This is a genomic window from Nitratidesulfovibrio oxamicus (genome assembly GCF_015731765.1).
In the GTDB taxonomy this organism is placed as follows: Bacteria; Desulfobacterota; Desulfovibrionia; order Desulfovibrionales; family Desulfovibrionaceae; genus Cupidesulfovibrio; species Cupidesulfovibrio oxamicus.
This window is the reverse complement of record NZ_VRYY01000551.1, coordinates 1-21,463: the sequence shown is the minus strand read 5'-3', so window position 1 is coordinate 21,463 and position 21,463 is coordinate 1. Positions and strand designations below refer to the sequence as shown.

At 65.5% G+C, this 21,463-nt stretch carries 19 protein-coding genes and 1 pseudogene; 2 read left to right on the top strand and 18 right to left on the bottom strand.

The features are described 5' to 3' along the window. Positions 1-345: 345 nt before the first annotated feature. Entirely contained in the window at positions 346-1,548 is a 1,203-nt protein-coding gene (locus FVW20_RS15400; RefSeq protein ID WP_196610294.1) for an aldo/keto reductase, read from the bottom strand. Positions 1,549-1,855: 307 nt separating this feature from the next. Between FVW20_RS15400 and FVW20_RS15395 the strand changes: the two genes are divergently transcribed. After that, entirely contained in the window at positions 1,856-2,734 is an 879-nt protein-coding gene (locus FVW20_RS15395) for an AraC family transcriptional regulator (protein ID WP_196610293.1), read from the top strand. Positions 2,735-2,893: 159 nt separating this feature from the next. Here the strand turns inward: FVW20_RS15395 and FVW20_RS15390 are convergent, their stop codons facing one another. The 17 genes from FVW20_RS15390 to FVW20_RS15310 form a co-directional block, all read right to left on the bottom strand. Next, the gene (locus FVW20_RS15390) at positions 2,894-3,316 is read right to left on the bottom strand and encodes a DUF4079 family protein (protein WP_196610292.1); all 423 of its coding nucleotides are present in this window, start codon (positions 3,314-3,316) and stop codon (positions 2,894-2,896) included. 45 nt (positions 3,317-3,361) lie between these two features. Continuing rightward, positions 3,362-4,438, bottom strand: coding sequence for a UbiA family prenyltransferase (locus FVW20_RS15385; RefSeq protein ID WP_196610291.1), 1,077 nt, complete (start codon positions 4,436-4,438; stop codon positions 3,362-3,364). A 72-nt stretch (positions 4,439-4,510) separates the two neighbouring features. Continuing rightward, positions 4,511-5,728 carry a cytochrome c oxidase subunit II gene (gene coxB / locus FVW20_RS15380; protein ID WP_196610290.1) on the bottom strand — a complete coding sequence of 406 codons (1,218 nt, stop codon included), beginning with the start codon at positions 5,726-5,728 and terminating at the stop codon, positions 4,511-4,513. 6 nt (positions 5,729-5,734) lie between these two features. Then, positions 5,735-6,073 carry a cytochrome C oxidase subunit IV family protein gene (locus tag FVW20_RS15375; RefSeq protein ID WP_196610289.1) on the bottom strand — a complete coding sequence of 113 codons (339 nt, stop codon included), beginning with the start codon at positions 6,071-6,073 and terminating at the stop codon, positions 5,735-5,737. A 9-nt stretch (positions 6,074-6,082) separates the two neighbouring features. Next, complete coding sequence (locus FVW20_RS15370) at positions 6,083-6,679, bottom strand: cytochrome c oxidase subunit 3 family protein (RefSeq protein WP_196610288.1); 597 nt, start codon at positions 6,677-6,679, stop codon at positions 6,083-6,085. Then, on the bottom strand, positions 6,672-8,297 hold the full coding sequence (ctaD, locus tag FVW20_RS15365; protein ID WP_196610287.1) for a cytochrome c oxidase subunit I: 1,626 nt from the start codon (positions 8,295-8,297) through the stop codon (positions 6,672-6,674). Before ctaD ends, FVW20_RS15370 begins: the two co-directional genes overlap by 8 nt. Before the next feature lie 92 nt (positions 8,298-8,389). After that, on the bottom strand, positions 8,390-9,649 hold the full coding sequence (locus FVW20_RS15360; RefSeq protein WP_231039151.1) for an SCO family protein: 1,260 nt from the start codon (positions 9,647-9,649) through the stop codon (positions 8,390-8,392). A 145-nt stretch (positions 9,650-9,794) separates the two neighbouring features. Then, positions 9,795-10,103 (bottom strand): c-type cytochrome, encoded by a 309-nt coding sequence (locus FVW20_RS15355; protein ID WP_196610286.1) that lies wholly within the window; start codon positions 10,101-10,103, stop codon positions 9,795-9,797. Between the two features lie 67 nt (positions 10,104-10,170). After that, positions 10,171-10,497 (bottom strand): c-type cytochrome, encoded by a 327-nt coding sequence (locus FVW20_RS15350; RefSeq protein WP_196610285.1) that lies wholly within the window; start codon positions 10,495-10,497, stop codon positions 10,171-10,173. Between the two features lie 251 nt (positions 10,498-10,748). Beyond that, a complete protein-coding gene (gene secF / locus FVW20_RS15345; protein ID WP_196610284.1) occupies positions 10,749-11,834 on the bottom strand; it encodes a protein translocase subunit SecF in 1,086 nt (361 codons plus the stop codon). Positions 11,835-11,849: 15 nt separating this feature from the next. Then, positions 11,850-13,448, bottom strand: a complete 1,599-nt coding sequence (gene secD, locus FVW20_RS15340) for a protein translocase subunit SecD (protein ID WP_196610283.1) — start codon at positions 13,446-13,448, stop codon at positions 11,850-11,852. 125 nt (positions 13,449-13,573) lie between these two features. After that, complete coding sequence (gene yajC / locus FVW20_RS15335; protein WP_196610282.1) at positions 13,574-13,975, bottom strand: preprotein translocase subunit YajC; 402 nt, start codon at positions 13,973-13,975, stop codon at positions 13,574-13,576. A gap of 220 nt (positions 13,976-14,195) precedes the next feature. Beyond that, complete coding sequence (locus FVW20_RS15330; protein WP_196610281.1) at positions 14,196-16,136, bottom strand: cation:proton antiporter; 1,941 nt, start codon at positions 16,134-16,136, stop codon at positions 14,196-14,198. A gap of 215 nt (positions 16,137-16,351) precedes the next feature. Beyond that, on the bottom strand, positions 16,352-17,221 hold the full coding sequence (locus tag FVW20_RS15325; RefSeq protein WP_231039150.1) for a GltB/FmdC/FwdC-like GXGXG domain-containing protein: 870 nt from the start codon (positions 17,219-17,221) through the stop codon (positions 16,352-16,354). Then, on the bottom strand, positions 17,218-18,327 hold the full coding sequence (locus tag FVW20_RS15320; protein ID WP_196610280.1) for a class II glutamine amidotransferase: 1,110 nt from the start codon (positions 18,325-18,327) through the stop codon (positions 17,218-17,220). Before FVW20_RS15320 ends, FVW20_RS15325 begins: the two co-directional genes overlap by 4 nt. Positions 18,328-18,537: 210 nt before the next feature. Continuing rightward, positions 18,538-20,061 (bottom strand): glutamate synthase-related protein, encoded by a 1,524-nt coding sequence (locus FVW20_RS15315; RefSeq protein WP_196610279.1) that lies wholly within the window; start codon positions 20,059-20,061, stop codon positions 18,538-18,540. Between the two features lie 353 nt (positions 20,062-20,414). Continuing rightward, entirely contained in the window at positions 20,415-21,161 is a 747-nt protein-coding gene (locus tag FVW20_RS15310) for an alpha/beta hydrolase (protein WP_196610278.1), read from the bottom strand. A gap of 157 nt (positions 21,162-21,318) precedes the next feature. Here FVW20_RS15310 and FVW20_RS20205 point away from each other — a divergent pair. Continuing rightward, positions 21,319-21,463, top strand: a pseudogene (locus tag FVW20_RS20205) (S-adenosylhomocysteine deaminase); the annotation flags it as partial.

Genomic DNA, 21,463 nt, shown 5'->3' with positions numbered 1-21,463 from the left:
ATCCGGGAGCCCATCAAGAACATATCCGGCAAAAGCTTATCCGGGGCCGGGGCGGGTGGTCCACCCCGGCCTGCCGAATCGCTCAGGCTGCTTCCAACTTAGGATTTTTGTTCGCTGGCGAGAAAAACAAGCCTGCCATAGGGGAATGCCGCAACCGTTATGCGAGTCTTCGAGCATTACGGATGAGGACCGCAACGCGTACTCTTATCGTATTTGACCGCCATGGCAGGCGAAGCTTGACCGCTCTGCGCTCGATGCCCGTAAAACTCGCACGCTCGCCTAACGGGCACGCTTCGCGCCCTTCGGGTCGGTCAGCCAGCGAGCAAAAAGACAATTTGGAATGCCCTACGCGGTGCGGCGCAATAACTGCCGCCCCGCCTCCTGCAACTGGGCAAAGTCCGCCCCTTCCAGTTCGGCGGCCAGTTCGGCCAGCACGTCCGGAATGGCGATGTGCTGCGGACAATTTTCCATGCACTGACCACAAGCCACACACTGCGAGGCGTAACCGGGGCCTTCGCCGCCGATCTCGCCACTCATGCGCAGGGCGTACAGGAACTTGCCTTCCAGAATGTTTCCGAACATGTGCATCTTGTTGTACGTCTCGAAGCACATGGGAATGGAAACGTTCATGGGGCACGGCATGCAGTAGCCGCAGCCGGTGCAGCGCACCTTCATCAGTTCGCGATACCTGGCGTTGGCGCGGGCCACCAGTTCCAGTTCCTGCGGGGTCATGGACCCGGCCTCGGCGGAACCCGCGATGGCCAGGTTTTCGGCGATGTGCGCTTCCTCGTTCATGCCGGACAGCACCACGGTCACTTCCGGGTGGTTCCAGATCCAGCGCAGCGCCCATTCCACCGGGGTGCGCCGAACGGGCGATTCGTCCCAGATGGCCTGCACGGCGGGCGGCGCGGTGACCAGCCCCAGGTTGCCGCCGCGCAACGGCTCCATGATGATCACCCCGATGTCCTTGCCCGCCGCGTAGCGCAGCCCTTCGGTGCCCGCCTGATAGGTTTCGTCCAGGTAGTTGTACTGGATCTGGCAGAACACCCAGGGGTAGGCGTCGATGATGCGCCTGAAGTCTTCCGCCAGCCCGTGGAATGAAAACCCGGCATTGACGATGCGCCCGTCGGCCTTGGCCTTTTCCAGAAATTCCAGCACACCCAGGCCGTGCACGGTGTCCCACAAGGTACCGTCCAGCGCGTGCACCAGATAGTAGTCGATGCTATCGACGCCAAGGCGCTCCAGTTGCGCGTTCAGGTAGCGATCCATGTCGGCGCGGTTCTTCACCAGCCACGAGGGCAGCTTGGTGGCCACTTTCACCTTCTCGCGGTAGCCGTCTCGCAGGGCCTTGCCGAGCACGATCTCGCTTTCTCCGTGGTGGTACGGCCACGCCGTGTCCATGTAGTTGACCCCGCCGTCGATGGCGCTACGGATCTGCGCGATGGCCCGGGCCTCGTCCACCCTGCCGTCCAGCATGGGCAGGCGCATGCAGCCGAAGCCCAACGCGGACAGCGTGTCACTGTTCTTGGGCATGGTTCTGTACAGCACGTCTCGCTCCTTCGGTGCCGGGCGCGGCGCGCCCGTTCACGGTTATGCGGACTGCGCGACCCCCAGCCCTCGCGGGTGCTTGCGGAAAAGGCCGCCGCTGCCGCCATCCGGGCCGCGTAACGCCGATGCAACCGGCGAACGCGGGGGATGCTTGATGCTCCGTGAATAAACGGACCATACCCTGGCGAAAAGGCACATTCCTGCCAATCTCTTGCCTGATCCTGCAGCTCATAGCAGAAACGCATCAAAGCTGTTACGTTCCCAAAATCGTAGCGCAGCGCATATCGCCCCCCGAACTGGAGACTACATGTCTGAAATAGCAGAACTCATGAGCAAATTGGCAATCAGCGAGGGCAAGACGGAAACCGGCCTGCCCGGCGTAGGGCTGTACAAAACCTCCGGTTCCATCCACCGCACGCCGCTGCTGTACCAGCAGGGGCTGATCATTCTCGGCCAGGGGGCCAAGCTGGTGCACTTTGGCGGTCGGGTCTACCAGTACGACCAGGACCACTACCTTGCCCTCAGCGTGCCCATTGCCGCCGAATGCGAGGCCGTGGCCACGCCGGAAAAGCCGTTGCTGTCCCTGGTCGTGGACATCGACCTTGGCGTGCTCAACGAACTCATAGGTCAGATAGAAGACCGTATCGACTACCGGTCGCTGACGCAAGGGTGCACCCATCAGGGGCTGTTTCTGGCCAGGGCAGACGCCGCCTTCAAGAGCACGGTGCTGCGCCTGCTGATGGCGCTGTCCTGTCCGCTGGAAGCGCAGGTACTGGGGCCGGGCCTGGTGCGCGAGCTGCTGTTCCGGGTGCTGTGCGGAGAAAATGCGGCGGCCCTGCACGCGCTGGCCACCAAGAACACCAACATGTCGCGCATCGAAAAGGCGCTGAAGCAGATCCACGGCAACTTTTCGGAGCCGTTCAACGTGGACCAGCTGGCGGGCTTCGTGAACATGAGCCCGTCCACCTTCCACCGGGCCTTCAAGGACGTCACCGCATTTTCGCCCATCCAGTACCTGAAGCGGGTGCGCCTGAACAAGGCGCGCAGCCTGCTGCGCGAGGATGGCGTGCGCGCCAGCGAGGCCGCGCGCATGGTGGGCTACGAAAGCGTTTCGCAGTTCAGCCGGGAATTTCGCCGCTACTTCGGCATCAGCCCCAGCCACGCGGGTGGGATGAACGAGGAATGACCCGCCCGCAACAGCCACAGGGTCGGATCGTCACGATATCTGGCCCAGTCGCGGGCCAGCTTGGCGCTCGGGGGTTCGCCCCGCCAATGCAAACCGCCCGGTGGCGGCTGGCCGGGCCTGCCACACGCCGGGCGTGAACGCGGTCGCCAAGGTTGCGGCCTACAGCAGGTAGACGCGCACCACCATGATGCCCGTCCACAACTGCCACAGCGCCAGCACCACCAACAGCAGGTTGTTGACGCCGTGCACCAGCGGCAGCAGCTTGCGGCGCTTTTTCACCACGTCCATGCGCTGCCCGGTGAAGTAGCCCACCGCGCACAGCGGCACCATCAGCAGCCCCACCCAGGCGTGCGCGCCGGTAATGAACACGCTTGACCACGCCAGCCGGGCCACGGCCAGCCCCAGCAGCGAACCCGCCGCCCACAGGCCAAGGGCCACGGTGCCCCATTTGACGTGCGGCTTCCAGGGAAAGACCACCTTGCGCCCCATGTGCGAGGCCTGAAAGCGTATCCAGCCGAAATACATGGCGTAGAGGCCGATGAGCGTGGCGACGAACTGCAGGACGGGGTGAATCCAGACCATGGCGGCTCCCGGTGCGGATGTGGAGGGAAGAGGAAGTATCCGTACTTAGAACAAAGGCAGCATCCGGTCCAGCAGCAACAGCAGCATCAGCGCGGGCATGGCTGCATCGGCGGCGCGCAGGACGACGACATCGCGCCCGGTCATGCCGGTGCATGGTGACGCCTGCCCCGCATCCGCTCTCGCGGTCACACCCACGGCATCTTCCGTCACGCCGCCTGCCAGCCGCGCCAGTGCCGAAACGCCCAGCAGGGCCACGCCCAGCAGGACAACCCCGGCACGGACCAGCGGGGCATGCAGCAAGGGAAACACGGGCAGCATCAGCACGGCCACGGCATGGGCGTGGCACCACACCCGCAGCAGCCGGGCATAGCGTGCGGCGGCAAACTGGGCGGGGGGCACGGGCAGTCCGGCACGGGCGTAGTGGATGCGTTCGCGCTGGGCGCGCAGCCAGAAATGGGGCACCTGCCACAGCACGTACACCCCGTACAGCAGTATGGCCACGGGGTCGCGCGGGTCGCCGCCCGCCGCCATCCAGCCCAGCAGTGGCGGCATGGCCCCCACCAGGGCGCCCGGCAGCAGGGCGAACGAGGTGACGCGCTTCAGCGGGGTGTACACCCCGTTGTAGACCGCGGCGATGCCCACGCCCACCAGAAGCAGCAACAGCCCGGACACCGGAGGAGAATCCGGCACTGGCGCGGCGACGCCGGGCACGGCATCGTACGGAAGGTTTCCGGCCTGTCCGGTCGCCAGCACCTCGCCCAGTTCTCCGGCAGCATGCAGGCAGCCCAGCGCCGCCGCGAACAGCAGTGCGCCGATCCCAGCCGCCACCCACGGCATCATGCGCCCGGTCGGCAGCGGTCGTACCGCCGTGCGGGGCAACAGCGCGTCGATGTCCCGCTCCTGCACCTGATTCCACGCCGAACAGGCAGCGGCCAGCAGCATGGCCCCGGCCACCACCCAGACGAACGCAAGCGCGGGATTGCCCCCGGCCTGCCCGGCATCCCCGAACGTGCGGGCAAAAGGCAGCGGTACGGCAAGCAGAAAGCCGAACGCCGTGGCCGCCCCCACCATCAGGGTCACGTTCAGGCGCAGCAGCAGGCGCAGGTCATGCAGGCGGGGCATACGTCAATGTTCTCCGGCAGGTAATCCCCCGCCCTTCGGGTCGGAAACCGGCGCGCAAAAGGACGGCTTGCATCAATGTGCGTGCCGGCCAAGGGATTTGATGTACTCCACCATGCTCCCCAACTGCTCCGGCGTCAGGTGTTCGTACGGCGGCATCATGGGGTCGAAGCCCTTCACAGTGCCTTGCGTCTGCGCATTGGCGATCTTGGCGCGCAGGTACGCCTCGTCGGCGGTGACCTGCTGTTCCCTGCCGTCGCGCAGCACGGTGGTGGGCGCGTTCCACAACCCCTTCAGGGTCGGCCCGGCAATGATGGAGCCATCGGTGGAATGGCACGAGATGCAGCCCTCGGCCTCCATCAGCCGCCTGCCTTCCTCGCGTCCCACCTCGTTGCCGTGCATCAGCCAGGCCAGCATCTGCTCCATGTCCTCACGGGGCACCATGCCCTCGGTGGACGGCATGATGGGATCGTAGCCCACCACCAGTTCGCCGTTGGGGTCGGTGAAGGCGCGGCGCAGGTAGCCTTCGTCGGCAAACACCTTGCGCCTGGTGCCGTCCGGCAGGGCCACTTCTCGCTCGGCGCCGTACAGGTCCTTGAAGGTGGGGCCGACGCCGGGCGTTCCGTCCAGCGAATGGCACGAGGTACAGCCGTAGGTCTCCATCAACGCCCTGCCCTTGCCGCCGGGCGCATCGGCGCTGGCCAGCCAGGCATCGAAGGCGGCCTTGTCCACCACCTTCACCGTGGTGATCATGTTGGCGTGCTTCAGGCCGCAGTATTCGGCGCACAGCAGGTCGTACTCGCCGGGGCGGTCGGCCTTGAACCAGGCATAGGTTTCCATGCCGGGCACGGTATCCATCTTGATGCGAAAGGCAGGCACGAACAGGCTGTGGATCACGTCCGTGCTGGTCATGTTCAGCTTCACCGGGGTGTCCACGGGCACCACCAGCACGCTGCCCCGCTTGCCGCCGGGGTATTCGAACACCCACGACCACATGCGGGCCGTCACCTTTACCTCCATGGCGCCCTCGGGCACGGTGCGCAGGGCCTTGTAGCCCTCCCACCCGTAGTAGAACAGCCCCATGACGATGATGGAGGGAATCACCGTCCACGCGATCTCGGCGGGGACGTTGCCGGAAAACTGCGCGGGCACGGGGTGGCGCGATTCGTGGTAGCGCCACACGAACCACAGCATGGCTGCGGTGATGGCCAGCAAAACGAACACCGAGAACCCGAAGATGATGGTGAACGCCAGGTCCACCTGCTGCACGGGCGTCAACGATTGCGGATACATGGGAACCTACCTGTAGGCCACGTCGAAGAAGGTTAACCCGATGGCGATGGCAAGGATGACGAAGGCCGTGAACACCATCAGCCGGATGACCCTGCCCTCGTAGCGCAGGTGCATGAACCACAGGATGACCAGCCCCGCCTTGGTGGTGGCCACGCTCAGCGCCACCACCACGTTCAGGAAGCCGAAGTCGAAACTGGTGACGCCCACGGTGATGGCGGTCAGCAGCATCAGGGCCGCCCACACCAGCATGTTGGTGCGCACCGGGACGGCGTGGTGCCCCGCGTCATGCACGGCATCGGGTCCTGCATCAGGCCCGGTATCGTATTTGATATCGTGTCCGGTCATGCTGGCCCCCTAGACCACAAGGTAGAAGAGCGGAAACAGGTAGATCCACACAAGGTCCACCAGGTGCCAGTACAGGCCGCCGTTCTCCAGGAACACGAAGTGTTCCGGGGTCACCCGGCCCACGCGCATCAGGTGCCATCCGTACATCAGCACGGCCCCGCCAATGATCACGTGGATGCCGTGCAGCCCGGTCATCAGGTAGTACAGGTTGAAGAACACCATCTCACCGGGCGGCAGCTTCAGCAGCGCAGGGCTGTCCGGGTAGATGCCGTGGCCGATCTTGGCGCTCCATTCGAAGAACTTGTTGACCAGGAACACCCCGGCCATGGCCACGGTCAGCAGCACCAGCCGCTGCGAAAGCACCACCTTGCCGCGCTGCAGCGCGCTGATGGCAAGAGCCATGCACAACGAACTGGTGATGAGCACGATGGTGTTGGCCGTGCCGAAAATGCGGCTCAGGTCCTTGCCCGCGGCGTGGAATTCCGCCGGGTAGCGGTGCAGGTACACGGCATAGAGCAGGAACAGCCCGCCGAACAGCAGCACTTCCGTGAACAGGAACAGCCACATGCCGATCTTGGCGCCTTCGTAATCGCGGTGCTCATGCATCGGGCTTCACCCCCGTGTAGTCGTAGGGGCCATGGGTGACCACGGGCTCGGCATCGAAGTTGTGATGCGGCGGCGGCGAAGGCACCATCCATTCCAGGGTGGCCGCTCCCCACGGGTTGCGGCCCACGGGCTTGCCGTGGCGGATGCCCCGCCAGAGGTTCCAGAACATCAGCAGAAGCCCCGCCGCCAGCACCCACGAGCCCATGGTGGAGAGAAAGTGCCCCTCGGCGTACTTGGGCAGATAGTCGTAGTAACGGCGCGGCATGCCCTGCAACCCGATGATGAACATGGGGAAGTACAGGATGTTGAAGCCCACGAAGGCGATCAGGCACGACCAGTTGGCGATGCGCTTGTCGTACATGCGCCCGTAGACCTTGGGGAACCAGTAGTGCATGGCCCCGAACAGGCCGAAGCCCAGCCCGCCGAAGATCACGTAGTGAAAGTGCGCCACCACGAAGTAGGTGTCGTGCACGTGCACGTCGGTGCCCGCCGCGCCCAGCACAAGGCCCGTCAGCCCGCCGATGGAAAACAGGAAGATGAACGCCAGCGCGTACCACAGGGGCGGTTCCACCCGTATGGACCCCTTGTACAGCGTGGACACCCAGTTGAAGACCTTGATGGCCGAGGGAATGGCCACCACGAAGGTCAGGAACGAGAAGACCATCACCGCGGTGTCGCTCATGCCGCTGACGAACATGTGGTGCGCCCACACCAGCGACCCGGCAAAGGCGATGGCCAGGCTGGAAAAGGCTATCATCTTGTACCCGAAGATGGGCTTGCGCGCGAACACCGGCAGGATTTCGGAAATCACGCCCATGGCGGGCAGGATCATGATGTACACCGCCGGATGCGAATAGATCCAGAACAGGTGCTGGTACAGGATGGGGTCGCCCCCGCGCGAAGGATCGAACAGCCCCACGCCCAGCACGCGTTCGGCAAAGATGAGCAGCACGGTGATGCCCAGCACCGGCGTGGCCAACACCTGGATCCACCCGGTGGCGTACAGCGACCAGCAGAACAGCGGCAGGCGCGTCCAGGTCATGCCGGGGGCGCGCAGCCGGTGCAGGGTGGTGATGAAATTCAGCCCGGTGAGAATCGACGAAAAGCCCAGGATGAACACGGCAACGACGGCCACGTCCACATTGGTGGTGGTCACCGCGCTGAAGGGCACGTAGAAGGTCCAACCCGTGTCGGGCGCACCCTTGCCGGTAACCAGCGAGACAACGGCCAGCACCGCGCCGATGACGTACAGCCACCACGAAAAGATGTTCAACCGGGGAAAGGAAACGTCCTCCGCCCCGATCTGGATGGGCAGGAAGATGTTGCCGAATGCGGCAGGAATGCTGGGGATGACCACCAGGAAGATCATCACCACCCCGTGCAGGGTGAACAGCGCGTTGTAGGTCTGCGGCCCCATGATGGTGCGACCCGGCGCGATGAGTTCCAGCCGGATCAGGAAGCCCAGCGTCAGCCCCACCAGAAACATGGCGACGATGCAGTACAGGTACAGCATGCCGATGCGCTTGTGGTCGGTGCTGAATATCCACGAGGCAATCCCGCCCTTCGTGCCGGGCAACGGCTGGAAGAAGTTCGGGTGGTCGTGCGCGTCTGCGCTCATGCGATGGTCTCCTGTGTCTGGTACGGACAGTGAACCGGAAAGCGACTATCAACGGAAACGGACCGGCGGACGCAAAAGGCCGAAGCGGCGGCCTAGCCTTGGGGAGGCCCCGGCATTGACGTATCTGACGACGACGGGCCGGATGCAGACGAACCGGACGGGGGCGTGCCAGACGGGGCGGATCCATTCTGCCCCTTGCGCTCCTTCCTGCGCGGGCCACCCCGCACCAGCACGAACAGCAGCACCGCCGCGCCGAACAGGATGATCAGCCCGGCAATGCGCATGAAATCGAACACATAGCGCCTACCTTCCGGGTCGTAGGTGAAGCAGTACGACAGCACCCGCTTTACCGACAGGCCGATGGTGCCGTGCGAGGCTTCCGTGACGGCCATGGTCAGGTCGAAGGGCATGAAGTTCTGGCCGTACAGGTAGCGCACCACCTTGCCCCCCGGTGCGGTGACCACCAGCACCACGGGATGGATGAAGTCGCGCCCCTGCCGGGTGAACCGGAACCCGATGGCGTCCATGAACCTGTTGATGGACGCAAGGTCGCCGGACAGGAAGCGCCAGCCTTCCTCCGGATAGGCAAAATTCATGGCCGCGAAATAGTTCTGCTTCTTGCGCGCGGCCAGTTGGGGGGTGTCCGTCTCGTCAAAGCTCACGGACAGCACCCGGTAGTCCTTGCCGGGTTGCAGCGAAACCTGCGGCAGCACCCGCGCCAGCGAGCTTTGCAGCATGTTGCACACCGTGGGGCAGGAATAATAGATGGGCGCGATGATGACCGGCACATCCATCAGGGTGCGCGGGTCGATGGGACTGCCCGACTCGTCGCGCAGCAGGATGCCCTCGGGGATGATGTCACCGAGGCGCTCGTCCACCCCCGCCAGGGGCGTCTGGGCGGATGGATCGCCGGAAGCGCCCTGCCCCGGCTGACCGGATTGTCCGGATTGACCGGGTTGCCCCAGTTTCCCTGTGGTGGGCGGGGGCACCGGATGCACGTGCTCCGCAGGGGGCGGGGCGGTTTCGGCTGCGCCGTGGCCAGCATGGGAATCCTGCGCCGGGGCGGCAGTTGGCGGGGCGTGCCCCGCGTGTCCCGTGCTCCCTTCCTGATCCGCCTGACCTGCCTGAAGCTGGGGCATGGGGGCGCTGCCGTGCCCGGCATGGTCGGCAGGGGCCGGGGCGGCATGGTCGGCAGGGGCCGGGGCGGCATGCCCGGCATGGTCGGCAGGTGCATCGTGACCGGCATGGTCGGCAGGTGCATCGTGACCGGCATGGGCTGCGCCGCCCGCGCCATCCCTGGCATCCGTGGCGGCAGGTACACCATCGGCAGCGGCAAGCAGAATCGGGGACAAGACGGGGGACGGAGCGACGGTAGAAACCGCCGCCCGCCCCCCTACGGCAGACACAACAGACAAACCAAGCAGCAAGGCCGCGGCGGCAAGCGCGCGCACGCCGACAATCGTCAGGGAATGGTGGCGTACGCGCATCGCCCCGCTCCTACAGCTTGGACATGTAGTCGGCCATGGCCTTCATTTCCTCGTCGGAATAGCGCTTGACGAGGTTGGTCATGACGGCCTTCTTCTCACCGCCGTAGCTGCCGTCGGCATAGCCCTTCAGCTTCTTGAACAGTTCGTCGGTCTTCTGGCCCTTCACGGGCATGCCGACACCCATGGCCTGCTTGGAGCCGTCGGCCCCGTGGCAGCCCACGCAGGACTTGTACAGGGCGGCGCCGTCGGCGGCCATGGCGGCGGAAACGCCAAAGGCGAGGGCGGCACAGATGCTCAGGACCACAAGAGTGCGTTTCATGCGAATTCTCCTTTTCTGGTGATGCCAGGTTTACCCGATAACGCGCGGGGGTACCCGCCGGATCGGTCTAGAAGGAAGCCATGTGCGCGGCCAGCGCGCGCATGTCCCCGTCCGAAAGCTTTTTGGCAATGCCCGCCATGACGGCCTTTTTCGAGCCGCCATAGCTGCCGTCCGCATAGCCCTTGAGCTTGCCGTACAACGCGTCGGCGGTCTGACCCTTCACCGGGCGGGCTACCCCCAGGGCAGCCTTGCCGCCGTCCTCGCCGTGGCAGCCCGCACACTGGGCATACAGCCCGGCAGCATCGGCGGCCACCGCCGTGCAGACGGCCACCGGAACCCATGCCGTACAGGCAAGCAGCACGCCAAGAACCGTACCGACCACGATTGCCCTCATGTCACCTCCACGGGACAAAAACGATTCCAAGTACCCGTAGGATAACGCCTGTCGGCAAAAAAAAGCAACCTCCTTCGCGCATTGGACGCAACCCCGCACCACTCGTGGCGCCTGGCTCACCATGAGCAGCAACCCTTGCGCGATCCTTACGCCGTTCTTACGCAATCCGCAGATATTGAGGATGATAACATGAAAAACGGGCGGCACTCGCGTACCGCCCGTCCATTTCAGTCCAAGCCGGAACAGACCGTCTACACGGCCCCTTCCTGTCCGACGCGCGGCGCGGGTTCCTTTTCCTCCTCGGGCATGCCGAAGTGCAGCAGCACCGGGCTTGCCACGAAAATGGACGACAGGATGCCCACGAACACGCCCACCAGCATGGTCAGCGCAAAGTCGTGGATGACCCCGCCGCCCAGCACGAACAGCGCCAGGATGACCAACAGCGTGGTGCCGCCCGTCAGGATGGTGCGGCTGAGCGTCTGGTTGATGCTGGTGTTGATGATGCGCCCGTAGCTCCATTCCTTGCGGTGGGTGCGCAGCGTTTCGCGGATGCGGTCGTAGACGATGATGGTGTCGTTCAGCGAGTAGCCCACCAGGGTCAGGATGGCCGCCACGATGTTCAGGTCCACTTCCCTGTTCAGCAGGGACAGCACGCCCAGGGTGATGAGCACGTCATGCACCAGCGCCACGATGGCCCCAAGGGCGAAGTTGAGCCGCAGCTTCCAGCACAGCACCATGGTGAGCACCAGCGAAAACGGCACCAGCCACAGCTTGGGCACGCCGATGAGACCCAGCAGGTACATGCCGCCCGCCAGGGTGCCGGCCATGACGGCGGACGCCATCCAGCGGCGCTCGAACCGACCGGAGATGTAGATGGCGATGAGCAGCACCGCGTAGTACAGCGCCTCCACCGCCTTGCTCTTCAGGTCCGCGCCAACCTTGGGGCCGACCATTTCCAGCCGCTGCACCTCGAACGTGGCGTCCTTGATGTTGGCGGTCAGCGCCTCGGTTACGGTCGTGCGAAGAACCTCTGCCGACTCGTCGGAGTGCGAGATGCGGATGAGGTAGTCTGTCTCGCCCTCGCCGAAGCGCTGCACGGCAAGGCCGGGCAGGCTGGCGCCCGAAAGGCTCTTCTTCAGGGTGTCGTCGGCCACGGGCCGGTCGAACTTGACCTGCACGATGGCCCCGCCCGCGAAGTCGATGCCGTAGGTCAGCCCGCCCCTGAAGACGATGGAGAGCAGCCCCACGAGGATGAGCGCGATGGAAATCACATACGCCTTGTGGCGCATGCCCACGAAATCGATATTGGTATCATGCCGGATGAACGAGAAACCCATTGTGGCTCTCCTCCGCTATATGCTGAGGCGTTTGTCGCCCGAACCGCCCTTCCAGGCCTGGAAGACCACGCGCGAGACGAAGATGGCGGTGAACATGGACGCGATGATGCCCAGCGACAGCGTGACGGCAAAGCCGCGCACCGGGCCGGTGCCGAACTGATACAGGATGGCCGCCGCGATGATGGTGGTCAGGTTCGAGTCGGTGATGGCCAGCGTGGCGCGGTCGAAGCCCTCGTTGATGGCGGAAAGGGCGGTGTGCCCCCTGCGCAGTTCCTCGCGGATGCGTTCGTAGATCAGCACGTTGGCGTCAACGGCCATGCCCAGGGTCAGTACGATGCCCGCAAGGCCCGGCAGGGTCAGGGTGGCGCCGAATGCCGCCATGCCCGCAAGGATGAGCAGCACGGTGAAGCACAGCATGACGTTGGCGATGAGGCCGGGCATGCCGTAGTACACCATCATGAACAGCATCACCACCGCGCCGCCGACAACGGCGGCCATGATGCCCTTGTCGATGGATTCCTGCCCCAGCGAAGGGCCGACGGTGCGCTCCTCAAGCACGCTCACCGGCGCGGGCAGCGACCCCGCGCGCAGCACGATGGCAAGGTCCTGAGCTTCCGCCGTGGAGAACTTGCCGGTGATGCTGGCGCGCCCCCCGCCGATCTTTTCCTGGATGACCGGCGCGGAGTAGACCTTGCCGTCCAGCACGATGGCCAGGCGCTTGCGCACGTTTTCCTGGGTGATGCGTTCGAACATGGCCGCACCGCGGCTGTTGAAGGTCAGCATCACATAGGCCTGGTTGAAATTGTCGAAGCCGGGGCGCGCATCGGCCACGTATTCGCCGGTAAGCACGGCTTCCTTGTCCACCACCACGGGGGTTTCGGCCTGGCTGCCGTCGGCCCCGCGCCGGACCATGGGCCGCAACTCGGTGCCGGGGGGCAGGATGCCGCGCGCGGCCTTTTCCGCGTCCACGTCATCGCGTACGATGTGGAATTCCAGGTGGGCCGTCTGGCCGATGATCTGGATGGCGCGCTGGGTGTCGTGCAGGCCGGGCAACTGGATCTGGATGCGGTTGTCCTGCTGCTTGCGGATGTCCGGTTCGGCCACACCGAACTGGTCGATGCGGTTGCGGATGGTCTTGACCGCCTGCTCCAGCGCCATATCGCTGATGTTCTTGCGATATTCCGGTTTCATGGTGGCCACGTAGCGCAACTGTCCGTCATCGGTGGACTGCGGCGCGGCAACACTGAGCTGATGGAACTGCTTGGCCAGCAGTTCGCCCAGCACCTCGCGCTGCTCGGCCTTGGCCAGCACGAACTCTATGCGGTCGCCGGGCAGCACGCGCGGGCGCAGGACGAAGACGTCCTTCTCGCGCGCCGAGGTGCGGATGTCCTGGCCCATCTGCGTCAGCGAGTTTTCCACGGCCTTGTCCACGTCGACGCCAAGCGTCAGGTGGATGCCGCCCATGAGGTCAAGCCCGAGGCTGATGGTGCTGTCGGGCAGCAGCCGACCCAACGGCGAAGACTTGATGCCCGGCAGGCTCGGCAGCACGTAGGCCGCGCCGAACAGCAGCACGGCCAGCACCACGGCGAGTCTCCAGCGGAAACCCTCTTTCATTGCGACTCCTGGAGTTGCGGTATGTCACGCGGGTGCGGCGCGCGGCCGCATTCACGGCAAAAAGGCAAGCAGGCGCCAGCCGTGCGGACGGCGCGCGTGCTTGCCCCATGCCGAGGGAAACAGGGCTAGTTCTGCCCGTCCTTCCCGTTTTCCTTCTTGTCCGCGTCCTTGGCGGCCTTCTTGTCGGCAGGCTTCTTTTCTTCCTTCTTCGCCTTGGGGTCGATGACCGCGCTGACGAAGGAACGGCCCACGCGAACCTTGGTTTCGCCAAGGTCGAGCACCAGCACATCTTCCTGCACTTCAAACACGCGGGCGTAGATGCCGCCTGCGGTCACCACGTTGTCGCCCTTCTTGATAGACGCCAGCATGGCCTTGTGTTCCTTGGCCTTCTTCTGCTGGGGACGAATCAGGAGAAAGTAGAAAATGGCGAACATGAGAATCAGCGGTACGAAAGACGCGATGGGGTTGGCCCCACCGCCCGCCGGCTGACCCGCGCCCATGGCGTACGCCACATTGGTCCAGAGCATGATGCCTCCTTGAAGGTTACGCCCCCGCAAGGAGGGCGTTATGGTCGCAAAACGTGACTTACCTACCTGCCGTGGCCTTTTTTTTCAACGCTTTTCTGCCCGTCGCACCGCGTGGCCCGTGCGGCGCGCCCCCCTGAAGACAGGCGGCGGCAGGCATGCCCTGCCCCCCCTGCAGAGGCTGGCTGGCAATGCGCCAGCCTTCCGTAAGGCAGGACATGGTTCAGCAGAAGTCGTGGCGGATGCGCCTGCGCTCGGCCTCCACCTGCTCGTCGGTGGCGCCCAGTTCGCGCAGCAGGAAGGTGGACAGCGACAGGGCCACCGCCCCCTCGCCGGAAAAGACCACCTCGGCCCCGCCCGCGCGCAGGGCCTCTGCCTCGCGCAGGTAGGTGGTGTGGATGAGGATCCGCACATTGGGGTTCACCGCCCGGGCCACCTCGATGATCTCGCGCGCGGGGGCCGTCACCGTGGAGATGATCAGCGCCTCGGCCTCTTCCAGGCCCGCATGGCGCAGTATCTCGGCCTGGGTGGCGTCGCCGTGCACGGCATGCAGGGGCCGCAGGGGGTGTTCGACATGGCCCCCCTGATCGGCCAAGCCGCCGAAACTGCCGGAATCGTCACCGCTGGCAGCGCCGGAGTCCGCGGCGCCATCGCCCCCCGCCGTGCCCGCCTGGTCTGCATGGTCCGCCTGGTCTGCCCGGTCTGCCCGGTCTGCCTGGTCTGGCGCGTCCGTCATGTGGACCGGGCCTTGCGCCAGTGCGTCAAGGTGAGCCGACTCGCGCACGGCCTGCTCGTGCAGTTCGCGCACGGTGTCGATGTTCATCTCCACCACCGTCACGTCCATGTCGTTGTCGCGCAGGATGCGGGCGATGGCCCGGCCCACCGGGCCGTAGCCTATCAGCACCGCGCGGTGCGCATCATCGACCGGACCCGGCACGGGACCATCCCCGGCAGCCGGACGCGCCACGCCAATGCCCCGACGCGCCAGCGCCTTCATCAGGGGGTCGATCCCCTTGTACAACATGGGGTTGAGGGTGATGGACACCACCGCCGCCACCACCATGGCGTTGCCCGCCTCTGGCGGCAGCACGCCCAGCGCCGTGCCCAGCGAGGCGAGAATGAACGAAAACTCGCCGATCTGGGCCAGCGCCACGGCCACGGAAACGGCCTTGCGCAGGGGGTGGCCCAGCATCAGCACCACCAGCAGCGCGGCCAGCGGCTTGCCCACCAGCACGATGCCCAGGGTGATCAGCATCAGCGGCCAGCCGGTGGCCAGCGAGGCCGGGTCGAACAGCATGCCCACGGACACGAAGAACAGCACCGCGAATGCATCTCGCATGGGCAGCGCCTCTGCCGCCGCGCGGGCGCTGAATTCGGACTGCCCCACCACCATGCCCGCAAGAAAGGCCCCCAACGCCATGGACGCGCCGAAAAACTCCGCCGCCCCCACGGCAATGCCCAGCGCCAGAACCAGCACGGCCAAGGTGAACAGGTCGCGCGTGCCGGTACGGGCCACGTAGGACAACAAGAGCGGAATCACCCGCTGCCCGGCCACCAGGGTGAACACCACCAGTGCGCCCAGCTTCAGGGTGGTGGTGCCCAGGGTGACCCACACCGATGCAGGGGCGCCCGACGCCGCGGCGGGCGGGAACAGCGCCGGCAGCAGCACCAGCACCAGAATGGTGAACAGATCCTCCACCACCAGCCAGCCGATGGCCACGTGCCCCACGGGGGTGTGCATGGCCCGGTTGTCGGACAGCACACGGGTAAGCACCACGGTGCTGGCCACCGAAATGGCAATGCCGAACACGGCCCCCGAAGTCCACGACCAGCCGAAGAAGTGCGTGGCCAGCATGCCGAGCACCGTGGCGGCGGCAATCTGCACGATGGCCCCCGGCACGGCCACGGAGCGCACGGCCATCAGATCCTTGAGATGAAAATGCAGCCCCACCCCGAACATCAGCAGGATGACGCCCAGTTCGGCGAACTGGGTGGCCGTGTCCGCATCGGCCACGAAACCGGGAGAATACGGCCCCACCACCATGCCCGCCAGCAGATACCCCACGATGGGCGACAGGCGCAGCTTCTGGGTGATGAAACCAAGGGCCAGCGCGGCGGTCAGGCCACCCGCCAGGGTCAGGATGAGATCGATATTGTGCGGCATGCAAGGCTCCGGTCGGGGTGAGGGCGCGGCGCGCATGGCGACGCCGAAAAACGGGACTGCGGACCAATGGAATAATATGCGTACTCCGGCCATGTCCTGCAACCCCCGACATGCCCGAAATGACGAAGCGCAACATGAAAGGCCCCGGAACATTCATGCTCCGGGGCCTTCACGCATGCCGTCATGTCGCCATTCCGGCAGGTTGACGATGCGGGCTAATTGGTCCCCACGTACATGTTGCCGTAGGGGCGGTGCGAAAAGGGACGGATCTTCACGAACGGCTCGGACAGGATGGCCACGGCCAGCGCCCCGGCATCGGCGGGGGCGGCTTGCCCTTCCGTTCCGCTTCCGCCTGCCCCGGCACCAAATTTCCCCGCGAATTCCGCTGCAAAGTCGGCAATATGCCCGCGCAAAAACGCAAGGTCCGCCTCGTCCACCGGCTCCATGGAAAGGCCCGGCCCGAGCTGGTATTCCGGCACACGCCCGCGCAGGTAGATGACCCCGCCGTGCATGCCGGTGCCGAGGTTGCGCCCGGTGATGGGCGCATCGGCCATGCCGGAATGCATGCCCAACAAAATGATGGCCCCGCCCGCCATGTATTCGCCCAGAAAGTCGCCCGCCTTGCCACCCACCACGATGACCGGCACGCGATCCATGTAGGCCTTCATGTGAATGCCCACGCGGTAGCCCACGTCGCCGCGCACCAGGATGCGCCCGTCGCGCATGGCGTAGCCCAGCACGTCGCCCGCCATGCCGTGGATGACGATACGCCCGCCGTCCATGGTGTTGCCCACGCCGTCCTGCGCGTTGCCGTGCACGTGGATGGTGGGGCCGCGCATGAACGCGCCAAGGTCCTGACCCGGCACGCCGCGCACGGCGAAGCGCACGTCGCCCTCCACGGCGGTGGCGATGTAGCGCTGCCCGCGTACCTGCACCACCTCGATGTCGGTGACGCCGTGCTCCAGAGCGGCGCGGATGTGTTCATTGAGCTGACGGTAGTAGACCCCGGTGGCGTCGATGACGCACCGCTCGCCCTCGCGCTGCACGCAGAAGCCCTTTTCGTCGCACATCACGTCCCCACTCATGCGGCACCCCCCTGCGGCAGGTAGTCGATGATCACCGGTTGGCCCGCCTTGGGCGCCCAGACCCGGTCAAGGTCGCGGCACACCTCGCGGATGGAGCTTTCCTCGCTGGACATGAACACCCGGTCGCCCTTTTCGGCCACCACCAGCGGGCGCAGCTTGACCCGGTCGTTGAGGCCCATCATCCCGTTGGAATCCGTCACCAGAATGGCGAACGGACCGTTGAGCAGGGCCGGGCCGTAGACCATGCGCAGCGCCTTGAAGGCCTCGCGCTCGGCTTCGGGCATGCGGTCCACCTCGTCCCAGAACGGCGGCGCGAACACCCAGCTGGCTTCGCGCTTGGTCAGGCCGTGCTTGCGGATCAGAAGATCGATCAGATAGGCCACCACCTCGGTGTCGGTCATCAGGGTGCACTCGTAGCCGTGCTGGCACAGATAGCGCTTGTTGATGCCGTAGGACGAGATTTCGCCGTTGTGCACGATGGCCCAGTCCAGCAGGGTGAACGGGTGCGCCCCGCCCCACCAGCCGGGCGTGTTGGTGGGAAAACGGTTGTGCCCGGTCCACATGTGGGCGTGGTATTCGTCCAGCCGGAAGAAGTCGGCGATGTCCTCGGGAAAGCCCACGCCCTTGAAGGCGCCCATGTCCTTGCCGCTGGAGAACACGAACACTCCGGGCACCCTGGTGTTGATGTGCATCACCGTGCCCACCATGTAGTCGGCCTCGTCCCCGGTGGCCCATGCAGGCCGGTTGGACTTGGGCGTGACGAAGTAGCGCCAGACCACGGGCGGGTTCTTCACGCTGGCCACCTTGCGGGTGGGGATGGGCTCGGAATGGCGGATGTCGTGGAACTGCTTGATGACGCCTTCCGCCCGCTCCAGCGCGTCGCGGTCGTCGCACATCAGGTGGAAGGCGTACCAGTCCGCCCGGTCCGGATAGATGCCGTAGGCCGCAAAGCCGCCGCCAAGGCCGTTGCCCCGGTCGTGCATGGTGCACATGGCCGCGATGGGCTCAGAGCCCGGTATGAGCCGCCGCGCCCGGTCGATGACGCCGAACACCCCGCAGCCGGAAATGTCCTTATCGAAATGCCAGAAATCGCGTGGAGCCTGCATGGCCTTTCTCCGTGGTGTCAGTGGGCCGCACCGACTTCAAGTTCTTCTTTAACTCTCCGCTCCACCACACCCGGCACAACCCCGGCGGGGCGCAGCGTGGGTGATGGCAAGGAAAACCGGCATTTTTGCAAAGGGAGCGCACTCTTTCGTGCGTGACCGGCGCAAAAAGCCGGTTTGACGCCGCCAGCGCCCGCGATCCGCCCCGCCGGATCAAAGACCGGCGTGCTTGATGCCAAGGACATTGAGCTCCACCTCGTTCAGACCCACGCCCCGCAACTTGTCGCGGTTGCCGCGCAGGCTTTCGATGGAGTTCAGCCCCATGCCGCCCAGCATTTCCTGAATCTCGTGGCCCCAGGCGCGGACAAGGTTGGCCATGCGCTGCGCGGCCACGTCCGGGTTCTGACGCTTCTTGAGCTGCGCGGCGTTGGTGGCGATGCCCCACGGGCACTTGCCGGTGTAGCATCGGCCGCACAGGGTGCAGCCCACGGCCACCAGCGCGGCGGTGCCGATGTACACGGCGTCGGCCCCAAGGGCGATGGCCTTGACCACGTCGGCGCTGCACCGCACGCCCCCGGCCACCACCAGCGAGGCATGGTTGCGGATGCCTTCGTCGCGCAGGCGGTTGTCCACAGAGGCAAGGGCCAGTTCGATGGGGATGCCCACGTTGTCGCGAATCATGGTGGGGGCCGCGCCCGTGCCGCCCCGGAAGCCGTCGATGACCACGATGTCCGCCCCGGCGCGCACGATGCCGGAGGCGATGGCCGGGGCATTGTGCACGGCGGCGATCTTCACGGCCACGGGAACCCGGTATCTGGTGGACTCCTTGATGGCGTAGATGAGCTGGAGCAGGTCTTCTATGGAATAGATGTCGTGGTGCGGCGCGGGCGAGATGGCGTCGGACCCCTGCGGCACCATGCGGGTGCGCGAGACTTCCTCGTCGATCTTCTCGCCCGGCAGGTGCCCGCCAATGCCCGGCTTGGCCCCCTGCCCCACCTTGATTTCCACGGCGGCCCCGGCGTTCAGGTAGTCCTTGTGCACGCCGAACCGGCCGGAGGCCACCTGCACGATGGTGTTGGCCCCGTACTGGTACAGGTCCGGGTGCAGGCCCCCTTCGCCGGTGTTGTAGCAGATGCCGAGTTGCGTGGCGGCGCGGGCCATGGCCACGTGCAGGTTGAAGTTGATGGCCCCGAACGACATGGCCGCGAACATGATGGGGTATTCCAGTTGCAGTTGCGGCGGCAGGGGCTGCTTCAGGCGCGGGCCTTCGGGGGTATGGATGAAGTCCACGGCGTCGGGCTTGGCTCCCAGAAAGGTGCGCAGTTCCATGGGCTCGCGCAGCGGATCGATGGAAGGGTTGGTCACCTGGCTGGCGTCCAGCAGCATGTTGTCCCAGTAGATGGGCTTGGGCTGCGGATTGCCCATGCCCGACAGCAGCACCCCGCCCGTGTCGGCCTGCTTGAAGATGTGCTTGATGTAGGTGGACGTCCACAGCGAGTTGTCGCGAAAATCCGAGGGCTTCTTGCGGATGGTCAGGCAACTGGTGGGGCACATGGCCGCGCAACGGTGGCAGCCCACGCAGCGGGCGCTGTCGTGCACCACGAACTGGCGCGCCTCGTCCCAGAAGTGGGCCTCGTACGAACACTGGCGCACGCAGACTTCACAGTTGATGCACCGGGCGCGCTCGCGCTCGATGACGAAGTCGTTGAAATGCTGGCTGATGGGCTTCACATGCACGCTGGTAACCTCGGCTTGGCGAACCTGTGGGAATACTGCCGGGAACGGTGGACCGGTTCGCCCCCTGCATAGCATGCTTCCGTGTGCGTGTCCGGTGTGTCCGGTGGAAATCGGAACAAACCGCAGCATGACTCACGCGGCAAGGGACCGGGGAAGCGGCGGCGCAATCCCCCGGAGCGTCCGGCATGGTCAATATTTAACGATTCCGTTCAAAATCGTCAATCCCGCCAACTGGGCAAGTCAGAATTGACCAGCCACACAGCTGAAACTGTGCAATTGTTGCAGAATATTAGCTTGTGAAATTATGCTTTTTGGCAAAAACCGGAAAAAGCTCAAAAAATAACATTTTTGTCTCAACAAAAAAGTCCCTGCACGAAGTCGCGCACGGCCTCGCTCACCCTGTCGCGGCATTCCGCATGCGTGGTGATGACGTGGTGCCCGGCACGCCGGTCCGCCATGTCGAACAGCTTCAGGGTCACGTCCGGCGAGGCCACGTGGGCGGCAATGTGCAGGGCGTTGGAATAGTGCACCGTGGCGTCGCCGCGCGCCTGCATGACCAGCAGCGGGGCCGTCACCCGGCCCAGCCCCCGACGCACTCCGACAGCCCCCACGATAAGGCTGTGCAACTGCGGCAGGGCCGTGGCCTCTTCATAGCCGCGCCACGGGGCCACGGCGCGCGCCGTCTCGCTGCGCGGGGCGGATGGCCATACCGGGCGCACATGGCGCAGCAGCCCCACCAGCGGCAGCCGCCAGTCCTTCATGCGCCACGGAATGATGCGGTACACGTACACGGGCGCGGCCAGCGCCACCACGCCCAGGGGCCGGAACATCTGGGCCAGGTGCAGGGCGATGGTGCCGCCCATGGACAGGCCCACCGGCACCACCGCGTCCACCTCGCGCTCCAGTGCGCGGTACTCGGCTTCCGCGTGGGCCACCCAGTCGGCGAACACGGTGCGCCGAAAGTCCTCGAACGAGGTGTCGTGCCCCGGCAGGCGGATGTTGCGCACCTCGCAGCCGATCTCGCGCAGCGGTCCGGCCAGCGGCTCCATTTCAAAGGGCGCACCGGTGAACCCGTGCACCAGCAGACATCCCACGCGCATCCTTCACCCCCCGGCGCACCCCGCGCCTGCCGCACGGGCGCCGCACGCTTGCGACACGCCATGCCCTATATTAATGGAAACCGATTCGTTGCCGGGCCGGCAGATACCGGATCATCCCCCTCACGCCACGCCCGCGGCGCATAGCCAAGGAGTCATCATGACCCGCCCCTGCGACATCCTCATACAGGCCGCCTGCATCGTTACACAAGACGCCATGCGCACCGTCATCGAGGACGGCGCGCTGGCCGTGGCCGACGGCACCGTGCTGGCCGTTGGCCCGCGCGAGGCCGTGGCCGCAGCGC

Excerpts from the sequence above, each read along its gene's own strand:
- FVW20_RS15355 (WP_196610286.1), bottom strand. The coding sequence starts at position 10,103 with ATGAAACGCACTCTTGTGGTCCTGAGCATCTGTGCCGCCCTCGCCTTT.
- FVW20_RS15390 (WP_196610292.1), bottom strand. The coding sequence starts at position 3,316 with ATGGTCTGGATTCACCCCGTCCTGCAGTTCGTCGCCACGCTCATCGGC.
- ctaD (WP_196610287.1), bottom strand. The coding sequence starts at position 8,297 with ATGAGCGCAGACGCGCACGACCACCCGAACTTCTTCCAGCCGTTGCCC.
- secF (WP_196610284.1), bottom strand. The coding sequence starts at position 11,834 with ATGGGTTTCTCGTTCATCCGGCATGATACCAATATCGATTTCGTGGGC.
- coxB (WP_196610290.1), bottom strand. The coding sequence starts at position 5,728 with ATGTATCCGCAATCGTTGACGCCCGTGCAGCAGGTGGACCTGGCGTTC.
- yajC (WP_196610282.1), bottom strand. The coding sequence starts at position 13,975 with ATGCTCTGGACCAATGTGGCGTACGCCATGGGCGCGGGTCAGCCGGCG.
- FVW20_RS15325 (WP_231039150.1), bottom strand. The coding sequence starts at position 17,221 with ATGAGTGGGGACGTGATGTGCGACGAAAAGGGCTTCTGCGTGCAGCGC.
- FVW20_RS15395 (WP_196610293.1), top strand. The coding sequence starts at position 1,856 with ATGTCTGAAATAGCAGAACTCATGAGCAAATTGGCAATCAGCGAGGGC.
- FVW20_RS15320 (WP_196610280.1), bottom strand. The coding sequence starts at position 18,327 with ATGCAGGCTCCACGCGATTTCTGGCATTTCGATAAGGACATTTCCGGC.
- FVW20_RS15330 (WP_196610281.1), bottom strand. The coding sequence starts at position 16,136 with ATGCCGCACAATATCGATCTCATCCTGACCCTGGCGGGTGGCCTGACC.
- FVW20_RS15350 (WP_196610285.1), bottom strand. The coding sequence starts at position 10,497 with ATGAGGGCAATCGTGGTCGGTACGGTTCTTGGCGTGCTGCTTGCCTGT.
- FVW20_RS15385 (WP_196610291.1), bottom strand. The coding sequence starts at position 4,438 with ATGCCCCGCCTGCATGACCTGCGCCTGCTGCTGCGCCTGAACGTGACC.
- FVW20_RS15375 (WP_196610289.1), bottom strand. The coding sequence starts at position 6,073 with ATGACCGGACACGATATCAAATACGATACCGGGCCTGATGCAGGACCC.
- secD (WP_196610283.1), bottom strand. The coding sequence starts at position 13,448 with ATGAAAGAGGGTTTCCGCTGGAGACTCGCCGTGGTGCTGGCCGTGCTG.
- FVW20_RS15370 (WP_196610288.1), bottom strand. The coding sequence starts at position 6,679 with ATGCATGAGCACCGCGATTACGAAGGCGCCAAGATCGGCATGTGGCTG.
- FVW20_RS15310 (WP_196610278.1), bottom strand. The coding sequence starts at position 21,161 with ATGCGCGTGGGATGTCTGCTGGTGCACGGGTTCACCGGTGCGCCCTTT.